Source organism: Prevotella dentasini JCM 15908 (assembly GCF_000614065.1).
Lineage (GTDB): Bacteria > Bacteroidota > Bacteroidia > Bacteroidales > Bacteroidaceae > Prevotella > Prevotella dentasini.
This window is the reverse complement of record NZ_BAKG01000007.1, coordinates 87,971-109,875: the sequence shown is the minus strand read 5'-3', so window position 1 is coordinate 109,875 and position 21,905 is coordinate 87,971. Positions and strand designations below refer to the sequence as shown.

Below are 21,905 nucleotides of genomic sequence, written 5' to 3'. Positions count from 1 at the left end.
ACGCGGGCTGCCGGAGTGCCGCGGTGCGCATAGCCCACTGTCATGCCAGAGTTGCGGAAGGACATTCTCCGCGACTCCCCCTTTTTGTCCTATCGCGGCCCGTGGGCATGCCCCGGCCGCCAAGTGGCAGTGCGGCAAAGGCAGGTGCTGAAAGCTGTGGCTCCGCCGGGCGACTCCCCGCTGCAGGTCTTTTCCCGTCTTGTTCTTGGGCAAGGGACTGGGAGGGTTTGGTTGGCTCCGTGGCAGGCGGAGGAAACCGCTGCACTGATGCAGCGTGCCGGGCGGGAGGCTGCGGTAAGGGGCGGACTACAGCTTCAATCTGCATTTGCTTATCAATGACAAAGGGAAATCTACGGTGGTAGCTCACCCGGGGCGGACTACAGGTTCAAACTGCATTTGCTTATCAATGACAAGGGGAATCATACGGTGGAAGCTCACCCCGGGGGCGGACTTGCCTTGTATTTCAGTATTGTCCCATAGGGTGTGCAAGGTTATGCGTTGCTTGCCTGAATGTTCATTGATGAACAATTCGCGCTCATGAGACATCAGAGAGTCCGTGACTAAAGAGTCGCAAAACCCTCACCATTGCTTGTTTGATTTGAAATTATTTCTGAATTTTGTAGTTGAACAAGTTCCATTTTTTGCAAATACAAAGATAATAGAAATATGGGTTTACACACTTTTATGGGACAGTACCGATTTTCCGTGCTGTCAATCGATTCCATACAGGTTTAAAATCCGGATATTTTTCCGCACAATTTATGGTTGGAAACGATGCTTCTTGCCTTTGCCCTTTCCCTCATGAAATAGTTCTCGCAGGTAGTCTTCCCCCAAAGATATCTCCATTCTTGCATATTCTATTGGTGCAAATATACGTGAAAAACTCACATTTATAGTTTTTGTGAAGAAAACAACCTCCTTATTCTGTATCATTAGCCCCTCAATCATCCATTGTACACTCCGTCCTTCCCGACAGATTTCGCTGCCAAACGATAGGTTTGCCTGCGTTTTCTTGGCAGTATGAAAATACTTCCGTATCTTTGGAGACCTAACCCGACCAAGCAATAAAGCAGCAGAAGTTACGTTAGAAAAGCAATGAAAAAGATATATCTATTGTACATATTGCCCCTGCTGGCCGTCGTCGCAATGCTGACGGCCTGTGCTGACGACGACTCCTTCACCACGTCCGCCGCCCATCAACTCACGTTTTCCACCGACACGATACGGCTCGACACCACCTTCTCGAAAGTGCCGACAGCCACAAAGACCTTTTGGGTCTACAACCGCTCGGGAGACGGCATCCGCCTCACGAATGTACGGTTGGAGCGAGGCAACCAGACGGGATTCCGCGTCAACGTGGACGGCGTATTCCTCGGGCAGGAAAGCGGATTTCAGGTGAACAACCTCGAAGTGAGAAACAAGGACAGCATACGCGTCTTCGTAGAGCTGACATCGCCCCTGAACAACGGAGACGAACCGCAAAAGGTGGAAGACAACCTCGTCTTCACGCTTGAGAGCGGCGTGCAGCAGAAGGTAAACCTCAACGCATACAGCTGGGATGCCGAACTGCTGAAGTCGCTCGAAATCAAGCGCGACACGACCATCGCATCGTCGGGAAAGCCCATTGTCATTCAGGGAGGGCTGAAAGTAGACAGCGGTGCAGTGCTGACCATTGCCGAAGGAACTACCCTCTACTTCGCCAACGGGGCTGGAATAGACGTCTACGGACAACTACAGGCAAAGGGAACGGCACAGAAGAATGTCGTGCTGCGTGGCGACCGCATCGACCGAATGTTCGACTACCTGCCCTACGACCGCATCAGCGGACAATGGCAAGGCATCCGCTTCCATTCATCAAGCTACGGGAACATCCTTGCCTACACCGACCTGCACTCTGCCTATAACGGTATAGTCTGCGATTCGTCTTCCATTGAGCGACAAAAACTATTCCTTGCCAACAGCACCATACACAACTGTCAGGGATACGGACTCGTTTCCACCAATTGTACCATCGTAGCCAGCAACTGCCAGATAACGAACACGCTCAACGATTGTGCCGCCTTTTTTGGCGGAGGGGTAACGCTCATACAGTGCACGATAGCCCAGTTCTATCCCTTCGACGCACACCGCGGAGCGGCACTCCGCCTAACCAACTACCGTGGCGACTACACCTATCCGCTCTATCAGTTCAAAATGTTCAACAGCCTCGTTACCGGCGATGCCGAAGACGTAATCGTGGACGACTTCAAGGACGATGTCCGGGCCGACTATCTCTTCGACCACTGCATCCTCCGCACCATAAAGCCCGATTCCATCGACAATAATCACTATGTCAAAGTGTGGTGGGAGAACCCCAAAGACACCGTGCGGAGCGGGCGGAAGCACTTCCGAAAGATAGACGCCGACAAGCAATACTACGACTTCCACCTCGATTCCGTTTCTTCCTGCATTGACTCCGCACAGGTATGGCAGGTTCTCGACTTCGTCATCGACCGCGACGGAAACGGCCGCGACGGCAAGCCCGACATTGGCTGCTACGAGTATCAGAAGCCGTAAAATCCCGATAAAACCGTTCTTTTTCAGTACATGAGCCTATGAAGACCATAGATTTAAGCATCAAAATCGGCTACTGCCAGATGGAAGAGCTGCCGGCCGACGAACAGCAGCTGGTAGAGGCAGCCGTCCGGGCTACCAAAAACAGTTATTCGCCCTATAGTCATTTTGCAGTCGGAGCTGCCCTCCGGCTCGAAAACGGTACCGTGGTAACAGGTGCCAATCAGGAAAATGCCGCCTACCCCTCGGGACTATGTGCCGAGCGCACCGCCATCTTCTCCGCACAGGCACAATATCCCGACCAGCCCGTTACGGCCTTGGCAATAGCCGCACGCAATGGTGGAAGTCTGGTAAAAAGCCCCATCGTCCCCTGTGGGGCATGCCGGCAGGTAGCCGTAGAGATTGAAGACAGGTACAAACATCCCATCCGTGTGTTCCTCTATGGGACGGACGGTATCTACGTCGTCGACACTATCAAGGACCTGCTGCCTCTCTATTTTGTAGGCGACGCCATGAAATAGGCTGCCGCGGCCTGCCTTCCGCAGACGGGACTTTGCCCTCGCCCGACCGCCTCGAATCTTGGATGCTTGCCCCATCACATCATTTCTGCCTGCACTCCTTGCCGAAAAGGCACTGCATCAGTCCCCTTTCGGAGAAGGAAATAAAGGCGCGTTTTTTACCCACACCACATGGAATATTTACCCAAAGACCCTGCCATCCTCGTCAGCAGCGTGAACATGCTCTTGCGCGACGAGGAGTTTGATAGTCTCGAATCGCTATGCTACAGCTTCGGCGAAGAACCCAACGGGTTGAAGGCCCGTCTCGCGCAAGCGGGATATGTGTATAGCGAGGAGCAGCGGCAGTTCCGCCCGACAGGCTACGACAAGTAGCCGGCAATGCTTTCAGCGCAGGCAGACGGACAGAACGCTGACGGCTTCATTGCGAAAAACATTTTCCTTGCGCTGCTTTATTCTCTTTCCCCATGCCGATTCCGTGCAGTTCGCCGCCCGAATCGGCATGGGGAATGTTTCAATTGTAAATCCCTGATAGTCAAAGTCGTTCGGACAGCTATGCGAAAGTGCCGCTTTCGCCCTGCCAACAAGCCCGTTTCGCAGGGTCAAAGTGCTGTTTTCGTTTTGTGGCAGCGGCTTGTTGGCAGGATTCCCTCCCTTTGCCTACGCCACAGGAAGCAACTGGCAACGTAGGGCAAAGGACAAGAAACCTGTAGGGACAGGGCCCGTGCCTGTCCGCTTCTCTTGTTTCGGACAGACATGCGGTCTGTCCCTACATTTCCGCTTGCCATAAACAGGGTATTCACATCCGGAATCTGTCCTTTATGTATCTTATTTTGGATTGCAGGCGGAGCGCAGGGAATCTGTAGGGACAGGCCCTGTGCCTGTCCGCTTCTTCTGTTTCAGTCAGACCGCAACCTCTCCCTGCACCCACTTGTGGCATAAAAGGAAAATTATTTCTTGAAACTTACTCATTATACTCATCCTGTCTAAGCACTCATACATTTCGCTTAAGGCATGTAAAGGCAGACGCACAGACTGCATATCCTTGCATTTTGCATGGTATATTAATAAAGACTTAGAATCTTAAACTTCTTTCTTAAAAGATGGAAGAAACAAGGAAATTATACCGCAAAGAGTTAATAAAACAAAAAAAATAGCGATTATGTTAATAAAAAGCTTTTTTCTCTTACAGAATAATCGTATATTTGTGCACTTCGCTTCCCAATCATAAAGCAAAATTCTGTGAAGAACCATTAAGGGAAATGCCAAAAACGGAAAAAAGAAAAGATTAGAATCATCAGAATAAAACAATATACCTGAACAATTAGTATAGTAATCTAAACAAATCAAAACTTATGGAAAAAAGGCTATTAATGTTTATCGCCTCCCTATTCCTCAGCTTAGGAGTAGCATTGGCGCAAACGCAGATTAGCGGTACCGTATTTTCCTCAGAAGACGGACAACCCGTAATCGGCGCTTCCATCCTTGTTGTCGGAACACAGAATGGAACGGTTACCGACATGGACGGTAATTTTACCCTGTCGGTAAAAAGTGGTGCGAAGATAACAATTTCATACGTCGGCCTCAAGACAAAGACGATCGAGGCTAAGCCAAACATGAAAATCATGCTCGACCCTGACGGAAAAGCACTTGACGAAGTAATGGTAGTGGCCTTCGGAACACAGACCAAATCGTCGTTTGCAGGTTCTGCAGCCGTTGTCAATGCCGGTGAACTCGACAAGAAAATCGCCACCAACGTGGCCGACGCCCTTGTAGGTTCGGTGCCGGGATTGCAGCTCACGGGAGGTTCAGGTGCACCGGGAGCAAGCGAGGGAAACATCCACATCCGTGGCATATCCTCCCTCTATGCCTCTACACAGCCGCTGATTATTGTCGACGGTGCCCCCTACACGGCCTCGTTGAGCAACATTCCGCAGAACGATATCGAGAGCGTAACCGTTCTTAAGGATGCTTCGAGTGCAGCCCTCTACGGTGCGCGCGGTGCAGCCGGCGTCATCCTCATCACCACCAAGAAGGGCACATCCCAGAAGGCCAACATCAACGTGGAGGCCAAGTGGGGAGGTACGAGCCGGAGCGTGCAGGACTACGATACCTTCACCGACCCGGGCGCGTTCATGGAAGCCTACTACAGCCAGTTCTTCAACTATGCCTTCTACAAGCAGGGCATGAGCCGCGAGCAGGCAAACATCTGGCCAACAAGCGGATGATTACCGACGGCTCCACGGGACTGCAGTACAACCCGTTCACCCTGCCCGAAGGCGAGAACCTGATAGGACTGGACGGCAGGCTCAATCCCAACGCCACGCTTGGCCGCACCTACAACTATGACGGCGTAGACTACTACATCACGCCCGACAACTGGAAAGACGCAGCCTACCGCCACGGCTTCCGTCAGGAATACAACATGAACATCAGCGGTGGCGACTCAAAGCTCAGCTACTACTCCAGCCTCGGCTATCTGAACGAGAAGGGCGTGCTTGAGAACTCCGGCTTCGAGCGGTTCACCGCCCGCCTGAAGGCCGACTATCAGGCAAACAAGTGGCTGCACGTATTCTCCAACGTAGGCTACGTTCACTCCAACCGCGAGTCGAACCCCAATCTGAGCAATACCAGCACCAATGCAGCCAACATGGGCTACTTTACCCAGTACATCGCCCCTATCTATCCGCTCTATGTAAGGCATCTCGACGCCAATGGCAACCCGGTCATCGCTACCGACAAGTACGGCCATCCGATGTACGACTTCGGCGTACCGTCCACCAACTACAGGGGAATCGGTGCGCGTCCGTTCTCGACAACGGGAAACCCGATTGGCTCCAATAAGTACAACGAGGTAATGGTAGGCGGAGACCAGTTCCAAGGGCAGTTCAACTTCGACGTTACCCTGACCGAATGGCTGAAGTTCACCTCCAACAACTCGCTCAACCTCGGGCTGACTCGCTTCTCCCACTACGAGAACCCGTATGTAGGCAATGCAGCCGCTACCAACGGAAGCATTGATAAGTATACCAGCTACTCCTACCGTCAGAACTACGTTCAGACCCTCAACGCGCATAAGGTATTCGGCAAGAACGACTTCCAGCTGATGCTCGGCCATGAGTGGTACAAGCAGAAGATAGGTTATCTTGAGGCACTCGCACGCGGAGGATTCTCTCCCGACATCAAGGAAATAAATGCCTTTGCTGACCGCTACAACAGCTACTCCTACCGCAGCAGCTACAACGTGGAAGGCTACTTCGCCAATCTGCTCTACAACTTCGACCAGAAATACTTCGCACAGGCTTCCTACCGCCGCGACGCATCGAGCATCTTCGCCAAGGAGAACCGCTGGGGCGACTTCTGGAGCATTGGCGGCGCATGGATTGTCAGCAAGGAAAACTTCTTCCAAGCCCTCAATGCCAAGTGGATAGACAACCTGAAGCTGAAGATTTCCATCGGTCAGCAGGGTAACGACGGCATACCGAGCTTCAACTATGTAGAACGCTACAAGCTCGTCCGCGGCGACGGCTTCATGCTCCCCTCCTACTATTCAATGGGCAATAAGGACATCACTTGGGAGACAACAACCAACTTCAACGTCGGTATGGAGTTTGCCTTGTGGCAGAACCGCATCAACGGAGAGTTCAACTACTACACCAAGAAGACCACCGACATGCTCTTCTGGCTCAGCGTTCCCGAGAGTATGGGCGTGCGCGGCTACTACGGAAACCTTGGAAACATCCGCAACAGCGGTTTTGAGCTGAGCCTGAGCGCAGACGTTATCCGCACGAAGAACATCGTATGGAACCTCTCCGGAAACATCTCCCACTATACGGCGAAGATTCTCAAGCTCGCCCCGGACAAGATTGCACAGTACGGAGGCTTCTCGCAGGCTGATGTCAACGCAGGCTTCAACATACCGATGTGGTATGCAGAGGGCGGCGAGCTTTACAACGGCATGATGGTAGACTACGCAGGCGTCAACGAGCAGGGACAGCCGCTCTACTGGGTAGACGAGGACATCTACAAGGCCTACAAGAACGGAGAAATGTCTAACAGCAGCATGCCGGGTACGAAGCACTCCTTCACGACGACCAACTGGAGTGAGGCAAGCAACTATACCCACTCCATGCTGCCTGCTGCCAGCGGTGGCTTCTCCACGACCCTGAAGGTGTACGACTTCGACATCAGCGCCATCTTCGACTATCAGATTGGCGGAAAGATATACGACTTCGGCTATGCCTCCCTGATGAACCCCGTTACGAACAAGGCCAACGGCTTCAACTACTCTACCGACGTACTGAAGGCATGGACGCCTAACAATACATCGACCAACATTCCACGGTTCATGTACACTGATCAGGACATCACGGCACAGACTACCCGCTTCCTGACCAGTGCGAAGTATCTCAACTTCCAGTCGTTCACCATCGGCTACACGCTGCCGGCATCGCTGACGCGCAAGGCCTACCTCAGCCGTGTCCGCTTCTACATTCAGGGCGAGAACATCTGCTTCTGGTCTGCGCGCAAGGGTCTTGACCCACGCTACAGCTTCCAAGGCACACAGAGTTCAGGTATCAACGCTTATGCCCCGGTACGTACCATCCTCGGCGGTGTACAGCTCTCTTTCTAACCTAATTAAACCAGAAACAATATGAAAAAGATATTATCAAGCCTACTCGTATCGGCCATGGGAGCAGCCATGCTCACCGGCTGTATCGAGGAAACGGTACCACAGAATGAATATGTTACGAAGCAACAGGTTCTCGATGCACCCGGTGCTTTCAAGAATATGGTTGCCAACCTGACCAGCAACCTGACGGGACAGCGCAACTATCAACCCAACAGCAACAACGTTTGGGACTATGGCTATCCAACCTTCTTCCTTACCAGAGACGTGGAGGGACAGGACATTGTCCCGGCAGGGAGCAACAACTGGTACAGTACATGGTACAGCAACGTGAAGTATATGTCGGCCGGATATGCCGTAACGCAGCTGCCGTGGACCTACTACTACTCATGGATCAGCGACTGCAACAAGGTGCTGGAAAACGCCAGTGCCATCGACTATGCCGAGCCTGAGGCTGCCAAGCACAGGGAGCGGGCATAGCCTATGCCATGCGTGCCATGTTCTATCTGGACTTGGTAAGGATGTATGCCGCCAAGCCATACGCCGTGGACAAGAACGCCCTGACTACAATCAAGGCCGACGAGAAACGCACGTTGGCACAGGCACTGCACAACGAGCGAATGACATGGAATGAGGCGTTCGACTTCATACTGAAAGACCTTGACGCAGCCGAGAAGTATTTGGCCGACTACCACCGTGCCGACAAGTACACGCCTGACGTAAGTGTCGTTTACGGCCTGAAGGCACGTACCTATCAGGAGATGCAGGACTGGGCCAATGCGGAGAAGTATGCGAAGATGGCACAGCAGGGCTATCAGATGATGAGCGAGGACGAGTTCCTTAGCCGCGACAACGGCTTCAACTCACCCAACAGCTCATGGATGTTCGCCACGCAGTTCAAGGAAACCGACCCCAACATTATGGGCAACGACGGTGATGACTCGTGGGGCTCGGTAATGATAATGGAGAATGGCTTCGGAGGCGGATACGCACAGAACTATGGCGGCGTGAACGTCATTGACCGCCATCTCTACTCAACCATTCCCGAGACCGACTTCCGCAGAAAGTGCTGGGTAGACTTCAAGCTCGACGAAATGGGCAAGGAGGAGGCCATAAAGGCTCTGGAAGACTACTCCGACTATCCCGAACGCGTATATGCCGGCGGCAGGGAAAATGCACAGTACGGACTGGGCGGTCTGTGCCTGAAGTTCCGCAATGCCGCAGGTAAGGCCGACGTGAAGTATGCTGCATGGTGCGTATCCGTTCCGCTGATGCGCATCGAGGAAATGAAGCTCATCGAGATTGAGGCTGCCGGCATGCAGGACGAAGCCCGCGGTGTTCAGCTCCTCACGGAGTTTGCCAAGAGCCGCGACCCGCAGTTTGTCTACGGAAAGCACAACGAAGGCTACTACAACAACACGACCTCTGCCTTCCAGAACGAAGTGTGGTGGCAACGTCGCATAGAACTTTGGGGAGAAGGCTTTGCTACATTCGATATCAAGCGTCTCAACAAGGGTATCATACGCAGCTATCCGGGTACGAACCACCTCGAGAACGCCCGGTGGAATACGAATACCCTGCCTAACTGGATGGTGTGGGCCTTTATCGGCACCGAATCCGACTACAACGGCGGCATGACCCAGAACCCGGACCCAATACAGCCGGCAGGTGACTCAGAACCGTATAACTGGTAATAGTAAAACTCTAAAACGTAGAAAAGATGAAAAAGACTATAGAAACTTTGCTGATGATGGTTCTCGCCCTGACAGTCTTTACAGGATGCACCGAGGACGAAGGCACTGAACCCGGACACGACGGAACTCCCGTTGCCACGCTCTATCAATATACGGCCAGCGGAGAAGACATGACAGAAAACGACTGCCTCTTCCGCATTGCAACCAATGCAGCCGTCAGAGAGGTCTACTATATGGCAGAACTGAAAACGGCCAAGGAGGAACGCAATATGAGCGATGACCAATATGCAGAGCTGGTGGTTACTCAGGGAACTAAGGTGGAAATCAATGCTTCGGACACGAAGGAGGTCATTATAAAAGATCTGCACGGAGTCTACGACATTACGGTAGTGGCTGTAAACGGTGGAAGTCGCACCGCGCAGACCATCACCTTCGCTGGTCCTGACTATAAGCCGTTCGGGACGGGTACCTACACTTCAGACTTGTTCGGAAACATAGGTAAGGTAGACATCGAGTACTCCGCCATTGGCAACCGCTACCGCATCGTGAGCATCTGGGCCGCGAACCATGGTTTCTCGTTCAGTCCGGACGGAACGAGCGTTACCGTATTCCCATCGCAGATGGAGACGGGCTTCAACGACAAGAATCACGGTATGGTCAGCGTTACCGACCAAGGCAGCAGCTACGACGAGGCTGCCAAGACCTTCACTTTCCTGTTCAAGTTCTCGGCCGAGGACGGATATGTTTACGGAGTCGGCAACGAAACCCTTGTAATGGACTAACAGATTCCCCTGACCTCGATTCATAGAACATCGACCATCCCCACGCCATTCCGTTCGCGGAAGGTGTGGGGATTTTCTTTTCCGAGTCCTGCTCCGGTCATTGTCGGAGGCCGGGCTTTCCCTACTTTGCGCAGGTTTGCTCATGGCTTTCCGCCCATGCGGCAGGATAGGAAGACTATGTCGGGAAGTACCTTTTGTACCCCACTCGTAGGATATAAACGTACCCCACTCGTGGGATATAAACGTACTCCACCCGTTGGGTATAAGCATGCCTCACCCGTGGGCTACAGCCTCCGTGCCTTACCCGTCGGGTGCGGGCTTTATTCGACAACGGACTAACACACTGCTACATCTGCCATCCAACCCTATTCCGGCTCGCCAGTCGTCCGGCAGTTTCTGTCCGGGAATCGCTCTCCGTGGAGCTGCACTGCCGTCAGTCTGTCATTGGTTTTTAACACTTCGCCCACTGCATGTCAGCACATTACCAAGGCTGACAGAATGACAGAAGAAATGGAAAACAAAAAAGCTCCCCTCTATATCCATAGAAGGGAGCTGCCGTTATGATGAATTTCTTATGCGACTATGTTAGTCAAGCCACTTCACGTAGGAGAAGTCCTGACGGTGCGGCAAGAGTTCGTTCTTGGGATACATGCGGACGGCGCACTTGTAGGCACCTGCCTCGCCCGGCTCAAACTCTACGTTAAACGTATGGAGGTTGCCCTCGGTCTTGGCGAGCTTGAACGGGATGACCTCGTGAACTGATATATCGCCTTCCGGGGCTGCGTTGAGCACTACCAGCTCCAAGCCGACAGCATCCTGCAATCCCTGCTCGTCGATGGTATAGCTGAGCCGAGCCTTCTGCCCAGTGATGGCGTCCTGCAGGGCGTCAACGTCCTTTCCTGCAACGCTGATGCTTTCCCAACGTTCCGCAACCGTCTCCTTCCAGAGAGCAATCTCCTTGGCGAGCTTGTTGTCGTTGGCGGCAAGGCGGCTGAAACGCTTCGCCTCCTTCTCGTAGAACTTCTCGTAGTAGTCGTCGAGCTGACGTTTCATCGTGTAATGGGGAGCGATGGTAGCGATGGAGTTCTTGACAACCTTTACCCAGCCTTCCGAATAGCCCCTCTTGGCATCCTTGTTGAAGTAAAGCGGGACAATCTCGTTCTCAAGCAAGCTGTAGATGGTAGCCGCGTCAAGCTGGTCCTGATAACCCTGATTTTGATAGGTGCGCTTCTCGGGAAGTGCCCAGCCGGCACCCTCGCGATAGCCTTCTACCCACCAACCGTCGAGTACGGACAGGTTGACCACGCCGTTCATCTCAGCCTTCTCGCCCGACGTGCCGCTTGCTTCAAGCGGACGGGTCGGTGTGTTCATCCAAATATCAACACCCGAGACAAGGCGGCGGGCAAGCTGCATGTCGTAGTCCTCAAGGAAGATAATCTTGCCAAGGAACTGCGGCATGCGCGAAATCTCGAAGATGCGCTTGATAAGCCCCTGACCTGCACCGTCGGCCGGATGGGCCTTGCCGGAGAAGAAGAACAGGACCGGGCGTTCCGGGTTGCTGACAATCTTCTCCAGACGCTCAAGGTCGGTGAAGAGCAGGTGCGCACGCTTGTAGGTGGCGAAGCGGCGGCAGAAGCCAATCATCAGCGCGTTCGGATTGATGCGCTCGAGAATGGAGACCACCTTGGCCGGGTCGCCCTGATTGCGGAGCCACTGCTGCGTGAACTTGTCCCTGATATACTTGATGAGTTTCTGCTTCAGTGCCATGCGCGTCTCCCATATTTCTGCATCGGGAACGTCGTAGATAGCGTGCCAGATGCTCTCGTTGCTCTGGTCTTCCATGAAGCTCTTGTCGAAGTACTTGTCGTAGAGCTTCCGCCACTCGGTAGCCGTCCATGTCGGCAGGTGTACGCCGTTGGTAACGTAGCCTACGCTGTTCTCCTCGGGGAAGTAGCCCTTCCACAGCGGGGCAAACATCTTCTGGCTGACCCATCCGTGGAGCCTGGACACGCCATTGATTTCCTGACTGGTGTTGCAGGCAAAGGTACTCATGCAGAAACGCTCGCTGTGGTCTTCGGGATTGGTGCGGCCCATGCCGATAAACTCGTCCCAAGAGATGCCGAGCCTTGCAGGGTAGGCACCCATATACTTGCCGAAAAGTTCCTCGTCGAAGTAATCGTGTCCGGCCGGTACAGGAGTGTGGACGGTATAGAGCGAGGATGCGCGTACCAACTCCATCGCCTGATTGAAGGTAAGCCCTTCGTCAATATAGTCGCACAGACGCTGCAGGTTGCAGAGGGCAGCGTGGCCCTCGTTGCAATGGTAGATGTCTTTCTTTATGCCGAGCTTCTTCAATGTCAGCATACCGCCGATGCCAAGAAGTATCTCCTGCTTGATGCGGTTCTCCCAGTCGCCACCGTAGAGGGCGTGGGTGATGGGCTTGTCAAACTCGGAGTTCATGTCATTGTCGGTATCAAGCAGGTAGAGCTTGATGCGGCCTACATTGACAGCCCATACGAGGGCATGCACCTGATAGTTGCTGTAGGGGACATCTACCACCACCTGATTGCCGTTCTCGTCAAGAACGCGCTCAATAGGAAGCGAGTTGAAGTTCTGGGCGTCGTACTTGGCTATCTGCTGGCCATCCATGGAGAGGCTCTGGCGGAAATAACCGAAGCGATAGAGGAAACCGACTGCGCAGAGGTCCACATTCGAATCGGATGCCTCCTTAAGATAATCGCCTGCAAGCATGCCCAAGCCGCCAGAGTAAATCTTGAGAACCTGATTCAGCCCGAACTCCATGCAGAAGTAGGCTACAGACGGACGCTTCGCATCAGGCTTCACGCTCATATAGGCAGTGAACTTCTTGTAAACGTCCTTGACATTCTTCATCACGGCCTTGTCCTTAACAATGGCCTCCTTGCGGTCGTAGCTCAAACGCTCCAAGAGGAGTACGGGATTATGGCCGACCTCTTCGTAGAGGTCTTCGTCAAGGCTCTTGAAGAGATTGCGCGCTTCGTAGTTCCATGCCCACCACATGTTGTGAGCTATTTCGTCGAGGCAGGCAAGCTCTTTCGGAAGGCTCGACTTGATATTCACCTCTTTCCAACGGGGTTCGTTAGAATAATCAGATTTAATTTTCATAACTTATGATTTGATTATATTATCTGTTTGTAAAAAGGACTCGACCGCCTGATGCGGAAAGGCAGGACACCTTCCGCCGGCAGAGTCGGGAAACTTATATATGGTTCATTCTTTCATTCTTGTGCGTGAGGGCAATATGGTATGCTTTCTCGTAATACCTGATAAACTTGCTCCAAAGGGCTTTCTTGGAAAGTTTCTCCGCATTGGAACGACATTTCGCAACCTTTGCCTTCGGAAAGGAAGAGTAGGCGGCAATGGTATTCTTGATGTCGTCGGCTACATCGCAATAGTTGTAATCGGTGCGGTGGACAACCTTGACGCCATCTTCTATCTCGCTGCCTCCTCCCTTGACACCATTTGCCCACAGGCCGAAACCAGCGAGGTCGGTCGTAATGCAAGGCACCTTGAAGCTGTCGCCTCAAGAGGAGTATATCCCCAAGGTTCGTAATAAGACGGGTAGACACAGAGGTCGTTACCCAAAACCATATCATAATAAGGCAGATTGACAATGCCGTCATCTCCGATAAGATAGCAGGGAATGAATATAATCTTCACCTTGTCGTCGTGGCTGTTCCTGATATTGAGATTCCGGAAGAGGTTCATCACATTGTCGTCAGACATATTGTTGAGCCAGTGGGTCAGCATCGGTGTCTCAAGCGGTGTGTCGAAATGCTTTCCGCTTTCAAGCCGTCCGAGAAGGTCTTTGCGCGGCTCACCTGCCCATCCCGGAACTTCAATGAAAGCAACGACGTCTTTCTTCAGATTGCCGTCATAGTTGAGCCGGTTCATTGCTTCGATAAAGACATCTATGCCCTTGTTCCGAAATTCATAACGTCCGCTAGTTGAAACAATAAGAGCATCGTCGCTGATGTCCGTACCCATGAGAGCATTGGCTATATCAAGCAAACGCTTACGCGCAGCCTTGCGCTTCTTGGTGAAAGCAGCACCCTTGGGAACAAAATCGTTCTCGAAGCCATTCGGGAGAACAATATCAACCGGCTTGTCAAGAAGTTCCTGACACTCGTGGGCGGTAATGTCGCTAACCGTCGTGAAACAATCGACATTGTGGGCAGTTTGTTTCTCTATGGAGTGCTTGCTCTGCATATTCAGCTCACTGGCCATCTGGTCGCCATTATACGCCCATAAGAAATCGTAAAGGGGCTTGTTGTTGCCTGCAATACTTCGGCCTATGCAAGTAGCATGCGTCGTAAAGACGGAAGCCACCTGAGGGAGCAGCTGCTGAAGAATCAGTGCGGCAAAGCCTGTCTGCCATTCGTTGGCATGGAACACCACCTGCTTCGTATCGTCAAGAAAGAACTTATAGAAACTTTCAACGACCTTGGCCGTCGCGTATGCAAACATGGCTGATTCGTCATAGTCGCCGTATGCGTGCAAGCTGTCAACCTGATACAGCTGCCACAGGCTGCCATAGAGTTCGTTTTTCCGGGCGTATGCTCCCTGATAATCCACAAGAATGGCAACAGGTTGTCCGGGGATATTCCAACGTCCTGTTTTGACAAAGATTCCCTGCTTGGCTGCATTATCTTTCCAAGCCGGGAAAAGTTTCTTGTCTTCAATGAAAAATGGATTAGACTTCTCGTGCCAACAATCAGGACCCAAGAATATAACACGATCCTTCATCTTGTCTTGTAAAGTCTTTGCTCTGGTTGAGAGAACGGTATAAATCCCACCTACCTTATTACAAACTTCCCAACTCGTCTCAAAAATATAATCCGGAAACAACATCTTTATCCTTATAAACCACTATTCAATCGCCACAAAGGTAATATAAAAATGATGAAACAACAACAATAAGCCATACATTTTTATCTGACAATGCCGAGAAATTGAGGTAAATCATTAACTTTGCACATATCAAACACTTATGAACATGAAACAACTAATATTTATAGTCATGTCTGCTATTTTGCAGTCTCCTGTGTTCGCATCGGGAGGACAGGCACTTTCTCATATTTGCAATACAGGCCAACTCCAAACGGGAACAATCCCTTCAGGCAACGACAGCACAACCTTTCAAGGGCATTTGGAGAATACAGAATATCAGGTATGGATGGACATTAACTTCAACAAGAAGAATATTCTCGTTCCCAATCAGGAAATATTCGGAGAAGTTCCCGGCTACTTTGGTGCAAAAAGAGATACACGCAAATGGATTATTTCCGACGTAACCATATCAGAAAACTCTGCAACGCTTACTATCATCAACGATTACGGAAGTGAAGACCTGACCGCAAGACTTACCTATGCCCCTGACGGCTCCTACATTCTTGAACAGCTTTCTGGCAGCACCATAAGAATTGTCGTCAATAAGAAATGGGTTAAGATTCCCAAAAAACTCATATTGGTCAAGCAGCAGAAGAAGTAAAGTTTGTGTCCTATAAAAGCGTGTAAGCCTGTCTTTTTGTATGCAGGTATCTCCGCCACCAGTTTCCCGAAGTCGTCTCGTATAATGGTTTCGTCGGCAGAAACCTGTCCCAAAGGCTGTTTGTGGATGGCATACGGCCCATTGCCAACTTGAAAGGCAGCATGAGGGGGCATTGATGAGTAGCAGCCATCTTTCTTTTTTGTCTCTGTAATCTAAAAACTAAGTGTTTCCATCACTTTGAGCGAAATGTTCTGATATGTTTCCATGGCATCGTGGTCGTTCCGTTCCCACATATCCTTGAACGCCATGAACTCGTGCGTCAGCCGGGAAGAGTATTGGTTGAGATTGAAAGTGTGAGAGTCGTCTGCCGTATGCAGTTCTACGGAGGCAAATTCGTTGGGTGTTCCTGTCATTTTCAGGTAGCCTTTTTCGCCTTGAATGGTCAGATAGGAGGGGCTGGAAGAGTCTTTTGCCGCCGTGCAGACGGCTTTCTTGTCGCCATAGTCAAGGAGGACAACCCCCGAAGTATCTATGCCGTTGTATCCGCGGTTGGGAAAGTAGGCTGTGTGTTGGGGTTTCCCGAAGAGTCCGATGACGGCATTGAGATTGTAGATGTTCAGGTCCATCAGTGCGCCTCCGCCGCATCCGGGATTGAATGATGGTGCTATGTCGCCACGGAGATAGCGGTCGTAGCGGCTTGAATATTGAGAGAAGTTAGCCTGTATCAGCCGGACGGGGCCGACTTTTGGGAGTTGCGACTTCATCCATTCGAAGTTGGGCGTGTGCAGGAGCGACATAGCTTCGAAGAGAAACAGCCCTTTCTCCCGGGCGAGACCAACAAGTCCGGCAGCTTCGGGGTAGGTTATGGTGATGGGCTTCTCCACTATCACGTTTCTGCCTGCCTCCAGTGCCGCCTTGGCATGGGCATAGTGGGCGGTATTGGCAAGGGCGATGTAGACGAAATCGCAATCGTCTGAACGGAGCAGTTCAGCGTAGTCGTCGTACACCTTATTAATATGGAATTTGTCAGCCATTTGTATTGCCCTCTCCGTATTGCTGTGGGCACAGATGCTGCTGATGGTGATGCCCCGGGCTTCGTGCCGTAGCACGCCTGCCGTCTCGTTGGCTATCATGCCTGTTCCTATTATGCTGATTTTCATAAGGGGTTGTGATTGCGGAATTATTTTATGGAACAAATATAGTGAAAATATTGCAGGAAACAAGGGAAAAGTCTAATTTTGTACCATGGAAGCCAAGCGGAAGCATGATAAAGCGGATGAGATGGAGGCCCAAATCACGAGAGGTGGCCGCGTCGGGATTCGTCTGTCAGCTTCTGCCGGCATACCTGTCTGTCATCAGAAACGGCATAAACTATGAAGACTTGGAAACAAATACTGCGACGGGAATCGAAGAATGTCAGGGAGAGCTTCGGCTATTGGTCGGAGCTGATGCACGCTTCCGTTGAATTTTGGCAGCTTGACGGTGGATTCGACATTCATACCGAGAGCCACTGCGACCGTGTCCTGCTGCTTTGTCTGAAGATAGCCGAAATGCGGGGACTGAATTACTGGGAGACACTGCCGCTCTGTCATGCCGCCATCTTCCACGATACACGTCGTAAGGACAACTATCTCGACCACGGACATGGCTTGCGCGCTGCCGAATACTATTGCGATTATTGTGCCGGCAGCCGCCTTCACTTACTGCCCGAGACGTACACGGCCATCCGTTTCCACGACTGCAGCGATGAGGAGGGACTCGCCTATATTCAGGAGCATTATTCCGAACAGGCTGATTCCTTCCGTCAGACATACAACATCTTCAAGGATGCTGATGCACTCGACCGCTTCCGCCTCGGCCCGTGGGGGCTTGACCCGACCTTTCTCCGCACGGACGAAGCCCGGAAGCTGCTCCCCTTTGCATGGAATCTGGTAGAATGGACAACCGAACCCAAAGACATGCAGCGATGATGGAGCTGACCGCTCCCTTTGCCGCCCAGTTGCGGAAGGGAAAAAATAAGGGGTGGAACCTAAGGAACAACCGAATGAAAACCTATTATAGAAAAGAAGCTGTTGAGAGAATGAACCAGTTGGCAGAAGCCGATAGGGCTTTTGTCTTCATTATCAGCTACGACGGGCAACGGGCCTACGTTGAACCTGCCGACGAGGTGGACAGCGAGGAGCTGCTCTATGCCTTCCCCGGCATGGAGAATGTACCTGTGGGGGCTGTCTGCAAGGATGTTGCCGTGGAATGGGACTTCGTCCCCCCCTCTCGTGAAAGCTATGAGCGGAGCATCAACTACGTGAAGAAGAACCAGCGGGAGGGAAACAGCTATTTGGCCAATCTTACCTGCCGTGTTCCCGTGTCGACGAATCTGTCCATGCGCGACATCTTTCTGAGGTCGAAGGCTCTTTACCGCTGTTGGGTGAAAGGGCAGTTTGTCTGCTTCTCCCCCGAGATATTCGTCCGTGTAAAGGAAGGAACTATCAGTTCATATCCGATGAAAGGGACGATAGACGCCACACTGCCTGATGCGGAATTGGCACTGATGGAGAATCCGAAGGAGGCTGCCGAGCACGCTACGATAGTAGATCTGATACGCAATGACCTCAGTATGGTTGCCGACCATGTGCATGTGGACAGATACCGGTATGTAGACCGGCTGAAGACTAACAAGGGAGAAATACTCCAAACCAGTTCGGAAATATCGGGAAACCTTTCTGCCCATTACCGCAGCCACGTCGGCGAACTGCTGTTCAGGCTTCTTCCGGCAGGTTCGATAACGGGTGCGCCAAAGCCAAAGACGGTGGAAATCATTGCCGAAGCGGAAGGTTACGACCGCGGTTTCTATACGGGCGTGATGGGATATTGCGCCGATGGCGTGATAGACAGTGCGGTGATGATTCGCTTTATCGATTTGGAGGACGGGCAATTATACTATAAGGCCGGTGGCGGAATCACTGCCCAAAGCAACAACGACGACGAATACAGCGAGGTAATAGAAAAGGTTTATGTTCCCATTTATTGAGACTGTAAGACTGATAGACGGTGTAGTGCAGCACCGTTCCTGCCATGAGGCAAGGGTGGCACGCACCCGGTGGCTATCCGGATGGCAGGAAGCAGCGGTTCCTTGGGAGGAGCTGATGGCGCAGGTGGAGATTCCGAATGGCACAGCAAAGTTTCATTTTGAATATGGCGAGAATGGTTTCGGCCGTGTAGACTGCCGTCCGTATAGGGTCAGGGACATCCGTTCGCTCCGTGTGGTAGCTGACGATGACATAGCGTATCCCCTGAAACGGGCAGACCGCTCGCAGCTTGACCGTCTGGCAGCGCAACGCGGAAATTGCGACGAAGTCTTAATCGTCAGGAAAGGATGCGTTACCGATACGTCGTATACGAACGTGGCGTTCTTCGACGGCAGCCGATGGATTACTCCGGATACCCCTCTGCTGTCGGGCACGATGCGCGGACGGCTGTTGGCGGACGGCTCGATTGTTGAGCGAGAAGTACGGTTAGAGGACATTTCCTCGTTCCGTTCGGTCAGCCTATTCAATGCCATGATGGATTTGGGTCAGCTGATAGTCCCTGTAGAACAGATTATGACAGCTCTGCGATGAGCGTTTCCCTGATGACGATAATTCTGTACCGAAAGGTTCACTTTGTGTTTGTACCTGCCCCTAAGTGGCGAAACAACAGCAGTTTATGGATGCTCTGAATGTTTGCCGGAGTTATTTTGGCACGATTATGGAGTAAAAAAGATATGGTTTATACAAAAGTTTTTCCTGAAAAGTTTGGCGGTTCGGAAAAATCATGCTACCTTTGCAACCGCTTACAAGGGAAAGCAACACTGCTTCAGTAGCTCAGTTGGTTAGAGCACCTGACTGTTAATCAGGGGGTCGTTGGTTCAAGCCCATCCTGGAGCGCACGAGAAAAGGAATTACTTCGGTAGTTCCTTTTTTGTTTTATATCCCCCTCCGGGCTTGTCAAATACAAGATGCAGGCAAAGCGGAAATGGGGCGGAAGAAATAAGAAAGACGGTTTCCCATGTTGTATTCTGCACGGGAAACCGTCTTCTTTGTTGTATGGCGGTGAAGCCTGATGCTACGCCTTCTTCTTCGGCAGGAGGAGCTGGCGGTATTCTTCGGCATTGTTGAGCAGCTCGACGGCCCTCTTCCATTGCTTGTCGAACTGCAGGCTGTTCTCCAGTGCACCACGCTGATAGTAGTAGGCGGCAACGAGGTCGGCCGTGAGCACCTGTCTCAGGGTCTTTTTATTATACTCCAAGTCCTTCGCCAGATTGTGGCTGAGTTTCTTTTCCAAGGCGTCGAACTCTGCCTGTGCGTCGTCATAGTAGCCTTCAAACTTAGCCAGCTTCACGAGCGTTTCCATCAGCTTCTTGCTTTCACGGTCATACTTGAAGCCGCTCTTCAGTACAGCCTGCTTGAAGTCTTCGTAGTCTTCATCCGAGATGAGGAAGTCCTTGGCAGGAGCGATGGTCGGGTGGTTCTTGATGTACTTTAGTTCCCAGTTCAGCATCACCTCCGTAGAGTCTCTTCCCGTTGAGGCGAGGTAGTAGGCTATGTTCGGAAGCGAGTCGGGCTGTACCTCAAGGTCGGGCTTGATGCCTCCTCCGTCGCGCACCTCGCGCCCACCGGCTGTATAGAAAACCTTCGTCAGCGAGTCGGGCACGTGTTCCATGTATCCTCCGCGCGTATGTTTGTAGTTGATAGCCTGTATGCAGCGTCCGCTCGGAATGTAGTATCTGCCCGTCGTCAGCTTCAGATTGCCGTTGTAGGGCAGGTCTACCGGGGCCTGTACCAGTCCCTTTCCGTAGGTTCGTGTTCCGAGTATGACGGCACGGTCGAGGTCTTGCAGGCTTCCGCTTGTTATCTCGCTGGAGCTTGCAGTCTCGCCATTGACGAGCACTACTATCGGCATCACCGTGTCAATAGGCTCTACCGTGGTCTTGTAGTCGCGGTTGGTGCGGCTCAGTTTGCCGATGGTCTTCACGAGGGTCAGCTCCTTCGGCACGAACATGTTGACGATGTTGACGGCCTCCTGCAGGCTGCCGCCTCCGTTATTGCGCAGATCGAGCACGAGCGACTGCATGCCCTGACGCTTCATGTCGAGGAAGGCGCGTCGTACATCCTTGGAGCAATCGGTCGTAAACGAGTTGAGGTTGATATACCCGATGCCGTTCTCCTGCATGCCATAGTAGGGCACGGCAGGCAGCTGAATGGCGCGCCGGGTGAGTTTGAACTTCATGGTTTTGCCGGTGGAGGGCCGTTGTATTTTTATGATAAAGCTCGTCCCGGCATCTCCGCGCAGCCGGCTGCTGACGTAGCTGACGTCCTTGTCCGTCATCGACGAGTCGTTGATGGACAGAATAATGTCTCCCATCCTGAGTCCGGCCTCGGCAGCCGGCATGTTCTCGTAGGGTTCGTCAATGACCACGCGCTTCAGTGCCAAGTTGTAGCGGATAATCGATCCGATGCCGGCATACTTGCCCGAAATCATCATGTTCAGGTCTTTCACGTCTTCGGCAGGGTAGTACACCGTGTAGGGGTCGAGCGAGCGGAGCATTGATTTTATCCCGTTGCCGATGGTTTCGTCGGCATCCAGCGTGTCGACATACATGATATCAAGATACTTGTAGATGGCGGTGAACGTCTCAAGATTCTTTGCCACCTTGAAGTTATGGTCCTTGTCGTCTTTCGTCTGTGCCGTGGCTGTGATGCCGAAGCCAAGTAGCGCGATGGCGAGGGCTAAAAAAAGTCTTTTCATTCTTTACTAATTGCTTGGATTGCAAAATTACATTATTATTATGGAATAGAAAGGAATAATGCGTGAAAATTAGATAAAATCATCCCCGTTCCGTCCCCGTGCGGTTTCTTCCCCTCTCTCCTCTATCCCTGTCCATGCCCGGAAAGTCCTGTTTGAGAGGCTGGAAGACTGCCCGTCTTGGTGTTTTTAAGGGTTATGTGCTCTGTTTCCCGTCGTCGCTTGTTGCGGTTTTCTTATCAGGCATGGGGATGGTAATTGCCTCTCCGTGGCATGGTAATCTTGTCATTTGTAAGTCCTTGATAGACAGGAAATAAGAAATGCCCATGCGAAAGTGCCGTTTTCACAATGCGAGCAAGCCCCTTTCGTGCGGTCAAAGTGCCGTTTTCGCATTGCGATAGTGGCTTGTTGGACGGGAGA

General features: G+C 52.0%; 14 protein-coding genes, 1 tRNA gene and 2 pseudogenes. 12 read left to right on the top strand and 5 right to left on the bottom strand.

The window, feature by feature from the left end:
- Positions 1-1,095: 1,095 nt before the first annotated feature.
- The 3 genes from JCM15908_RS05130 (at position 1,096) to JCM15908_RS05120 (ending at position 3,443) form a co-directional block, all read left to right on the top strand.
- Complete coding sequence (locus tag JCM15908_RS05130; RefSeq protein ID WP_025002537.1) at positions 1,096-2,556, top strand: right-handed parallel beta-helix repeat-containing protein; 1,461 nt, start codon at positions 1,096-1,098, stop codon at positions 2,554-2,556.
- Between the two features lie 38 nt (positions 2,557-2,594).
- Entirely contained in the window at positions 2,595-3,074 is a 480-nt protein-coding gene (cdd, locus tag JCM15908_RS05125; RefSeq protein ID WP_025002536.1) for a cytidine deaminase, read from the top strand.
- 168 nt (positions 3,075-3,242) lie between these two features.
- Positions 3,243-3,443, top strand: coding sequence for a DUF4250 domain-containing protein (locus JCM15908_RS05120; protein WP_025002535.1), 201 nt, complete (start codon positions 3,243-3,245; stop codon positions 3,441-3,443).
- 12 nt (positions 3,444-3,455) lie between these two features.
- On the opposite strand, the gene JCM15908_RS14570 is transcribed toward JCM15908_RS05120, so the two are convergent.
- A complete protein-coding gene (locus tag JCM15908_RS14570) occupies positions 3,456-3,674 on the bottom strand; it encodes a hypothetical protein (protein ID WP_148295526.1) in 219 nt (72 codons plus the stop codon).
- Between the two features lie 767 nt (positions 3,675-4,441).
- Here JCM15908_RS14570 and JCM15908_RS12435 point away from each other — a divergent pair.
- From JCM15908_RS12435 to JCM15908_RS05100, 4 genes and pseudogenes are all read left to right on the top strand, one after another.
- Positions 4,442-7,701 (top strand): annotated as a pseudogene (locus JCM15908_RS12435) (SusC/RagA family TonB-linked outer membrane protein).
- A 21-nt stretch (positions 7,702-7,722) separates the two neighbouring features.
- Positions 7,723-8,178 carry a RagB/SusD family nutrient uptake outer membrane protein gene (locus tag JCM15908_RS15060; RefSeq protein WP_234396380.1) on the top strand — a complete coding sequence of 152 codons (456 nt, stop codon included), beginning with the start codon at positions 7,723-7,725 and terminating at the stop codon, positions 8,176-8,178.
- Positions 8,179-8,195: 17 nt separating this feature from the next.
- Positions 8,196-9,392, top strand: coding sequence for a RagB/SusD family nutrient uptake outer membrane protein (locus tag JCM15908_RS12430; RefSeq protein ID WP_234396379.1), 1,197 nt, complete (start codon positions 8,196-8,198; stop codon positions 9,390-9,392).
- A 26-nt stretch (positions 9,393-9,418) separates the two neighbouring features.
- Positions 9,419-10,174, top strand: coding sequence for a hypothetical protein (locus tag JCM15908_RS05100; RefSeq protein ID WP_025002534.1), 756 nt, complete (start codon positions 9,419-9,421; stop codon positions 10,172-10,174).
- Between the two features lie 585 nt (positions 10,175-10,759).
- On the opposite strand, the gene glgP is transcribed toward JCM15908_RS05100, so the two are convergent.
- Together glgP and JCM15908_RS12425 are read right to left on the bottom strand one after the other, a co-directional pair.
- Positions 10,760-13,318 (bottom strand): alpha-glucan family phosphorylase, encoded by a 2,559-nt coding sequence (gene glgP, locus JCM15908_RS05095; RefSeq protein ID WP_025002533.1) that lies wholly within the window; start codon positions 13,316-13,318, stop codon positions 10,760-10,762.
- Positions 13,319-13,412: 94 nt separating this feature from the next.
- A pseudogene (locus JCM15908_RS12425) lies at positions 13,413-15,064 on the bottom strand (glycogen/starch synthase).
- Between the two features lie 145 nt (positions 15,065-15,209).
- Between JCM15908_RS12425 and JCM15908_RS05085 the strand changes: the two are divergent.
- Positions 15,210-15,704 carry a hypothetical protein gene (locus JCM15908_RS05085; RefSeq protein ID WP_025002532.1) on the top strand — a complete coding sequence of 165 codons (495 nt, stop codon included), beginning with the start codon at positions 15,210-15,212 and terminating at the stop codon, positions 15,702-15,704.
- A 212-nt stretch (positions 15,705-15,916) separates the two neighbouring features.
- Here the strand turns inward: JCM15908_RS05085 and JCM15908_RS05080 are convergent, their stop codons facing one another.
- On the bottom strand, positions 15,917-16,864 hold the full coding sequence (locus JCM15908_RS05080; protein ID WP_025002531.1) for a Gfo/Idh/MocA family protein: 948 nt from the start codon (positions 16,862-16,864) through the stop codon (positions 15,917-15,919).
- 213 nt (positions 16,865-17,077) lie between these two features.
- On the opposite strand from JCM15908_RS05080, the gene JCM15908_RS05070 reads away from it, so the two are divergent.
- The 4 genes from JCM15908_RS05070 to JCM15908_RS05055 all read left to right on the top strand — a co-directional run bounded on the left by JCM15908_RS05070 (position 17,078) and on the right by JCM15908_RS05055 (position 19,627).
- Positions 17,078-17,674, top strand: coding sequence for an HD domain-containing protein (locus JCM15908_RS05070; RefSeq protein WP_025002530.1), 597 nt, complete (start codon positions 17,078-17,080; stop codon positions 17,672-17,674).
- Between the two features lie 74 nt (positions 17,675-17,748).
- Complete coding sequence (locus tag JCM15908_RS05065) at positions 17,749-18,732, top strand: aminodeoxychorismate synthase component I (protein WP_025002529.1); 984 nt, start codon at positions 17,749-17,751, stop codon at positions 18,730-18,732.
- Positions 18,716-19,321: an aminotransferase class IV gene (locus JCM15908_RS05060; RefSeq protein WP_025002528.1), complete on the top strand. Its 606-nt coding sequence runs from the start codon at positions 18,716-18,718 to the stop codon at positions 19,319-19,321. Before JCM15908_RS05065 ends, JCM15908_RS05060 begins: the two co-directional genes overlap by 17 nt.
- 232 nt (positions 19,322-19,553) lie before the next feature.
- Positions 19,554-19,627, top strand: a tRNA-Asn gene (locus JCM15908_RS05055).
- A gap of 178 nt (positions 19,628-19,805) precedes the next feature.
- On the opposite strand, the gene JCM15908_RS05050 is transcribed toward JCM15908_RS05055, so the two are convergent.
- Complete coding sequence (locus tag JCM15908_RS05050; protein ID WP_025002527.1) at positions 19,806-21,488, bottom strand: S41 family peptidase; 1,683 nt, start codon at positions 21,486-21,488, stop codon at positions 19,806-19,808.
- Positions 21,489-21,905: the final 417 nt, after the last annotated feature.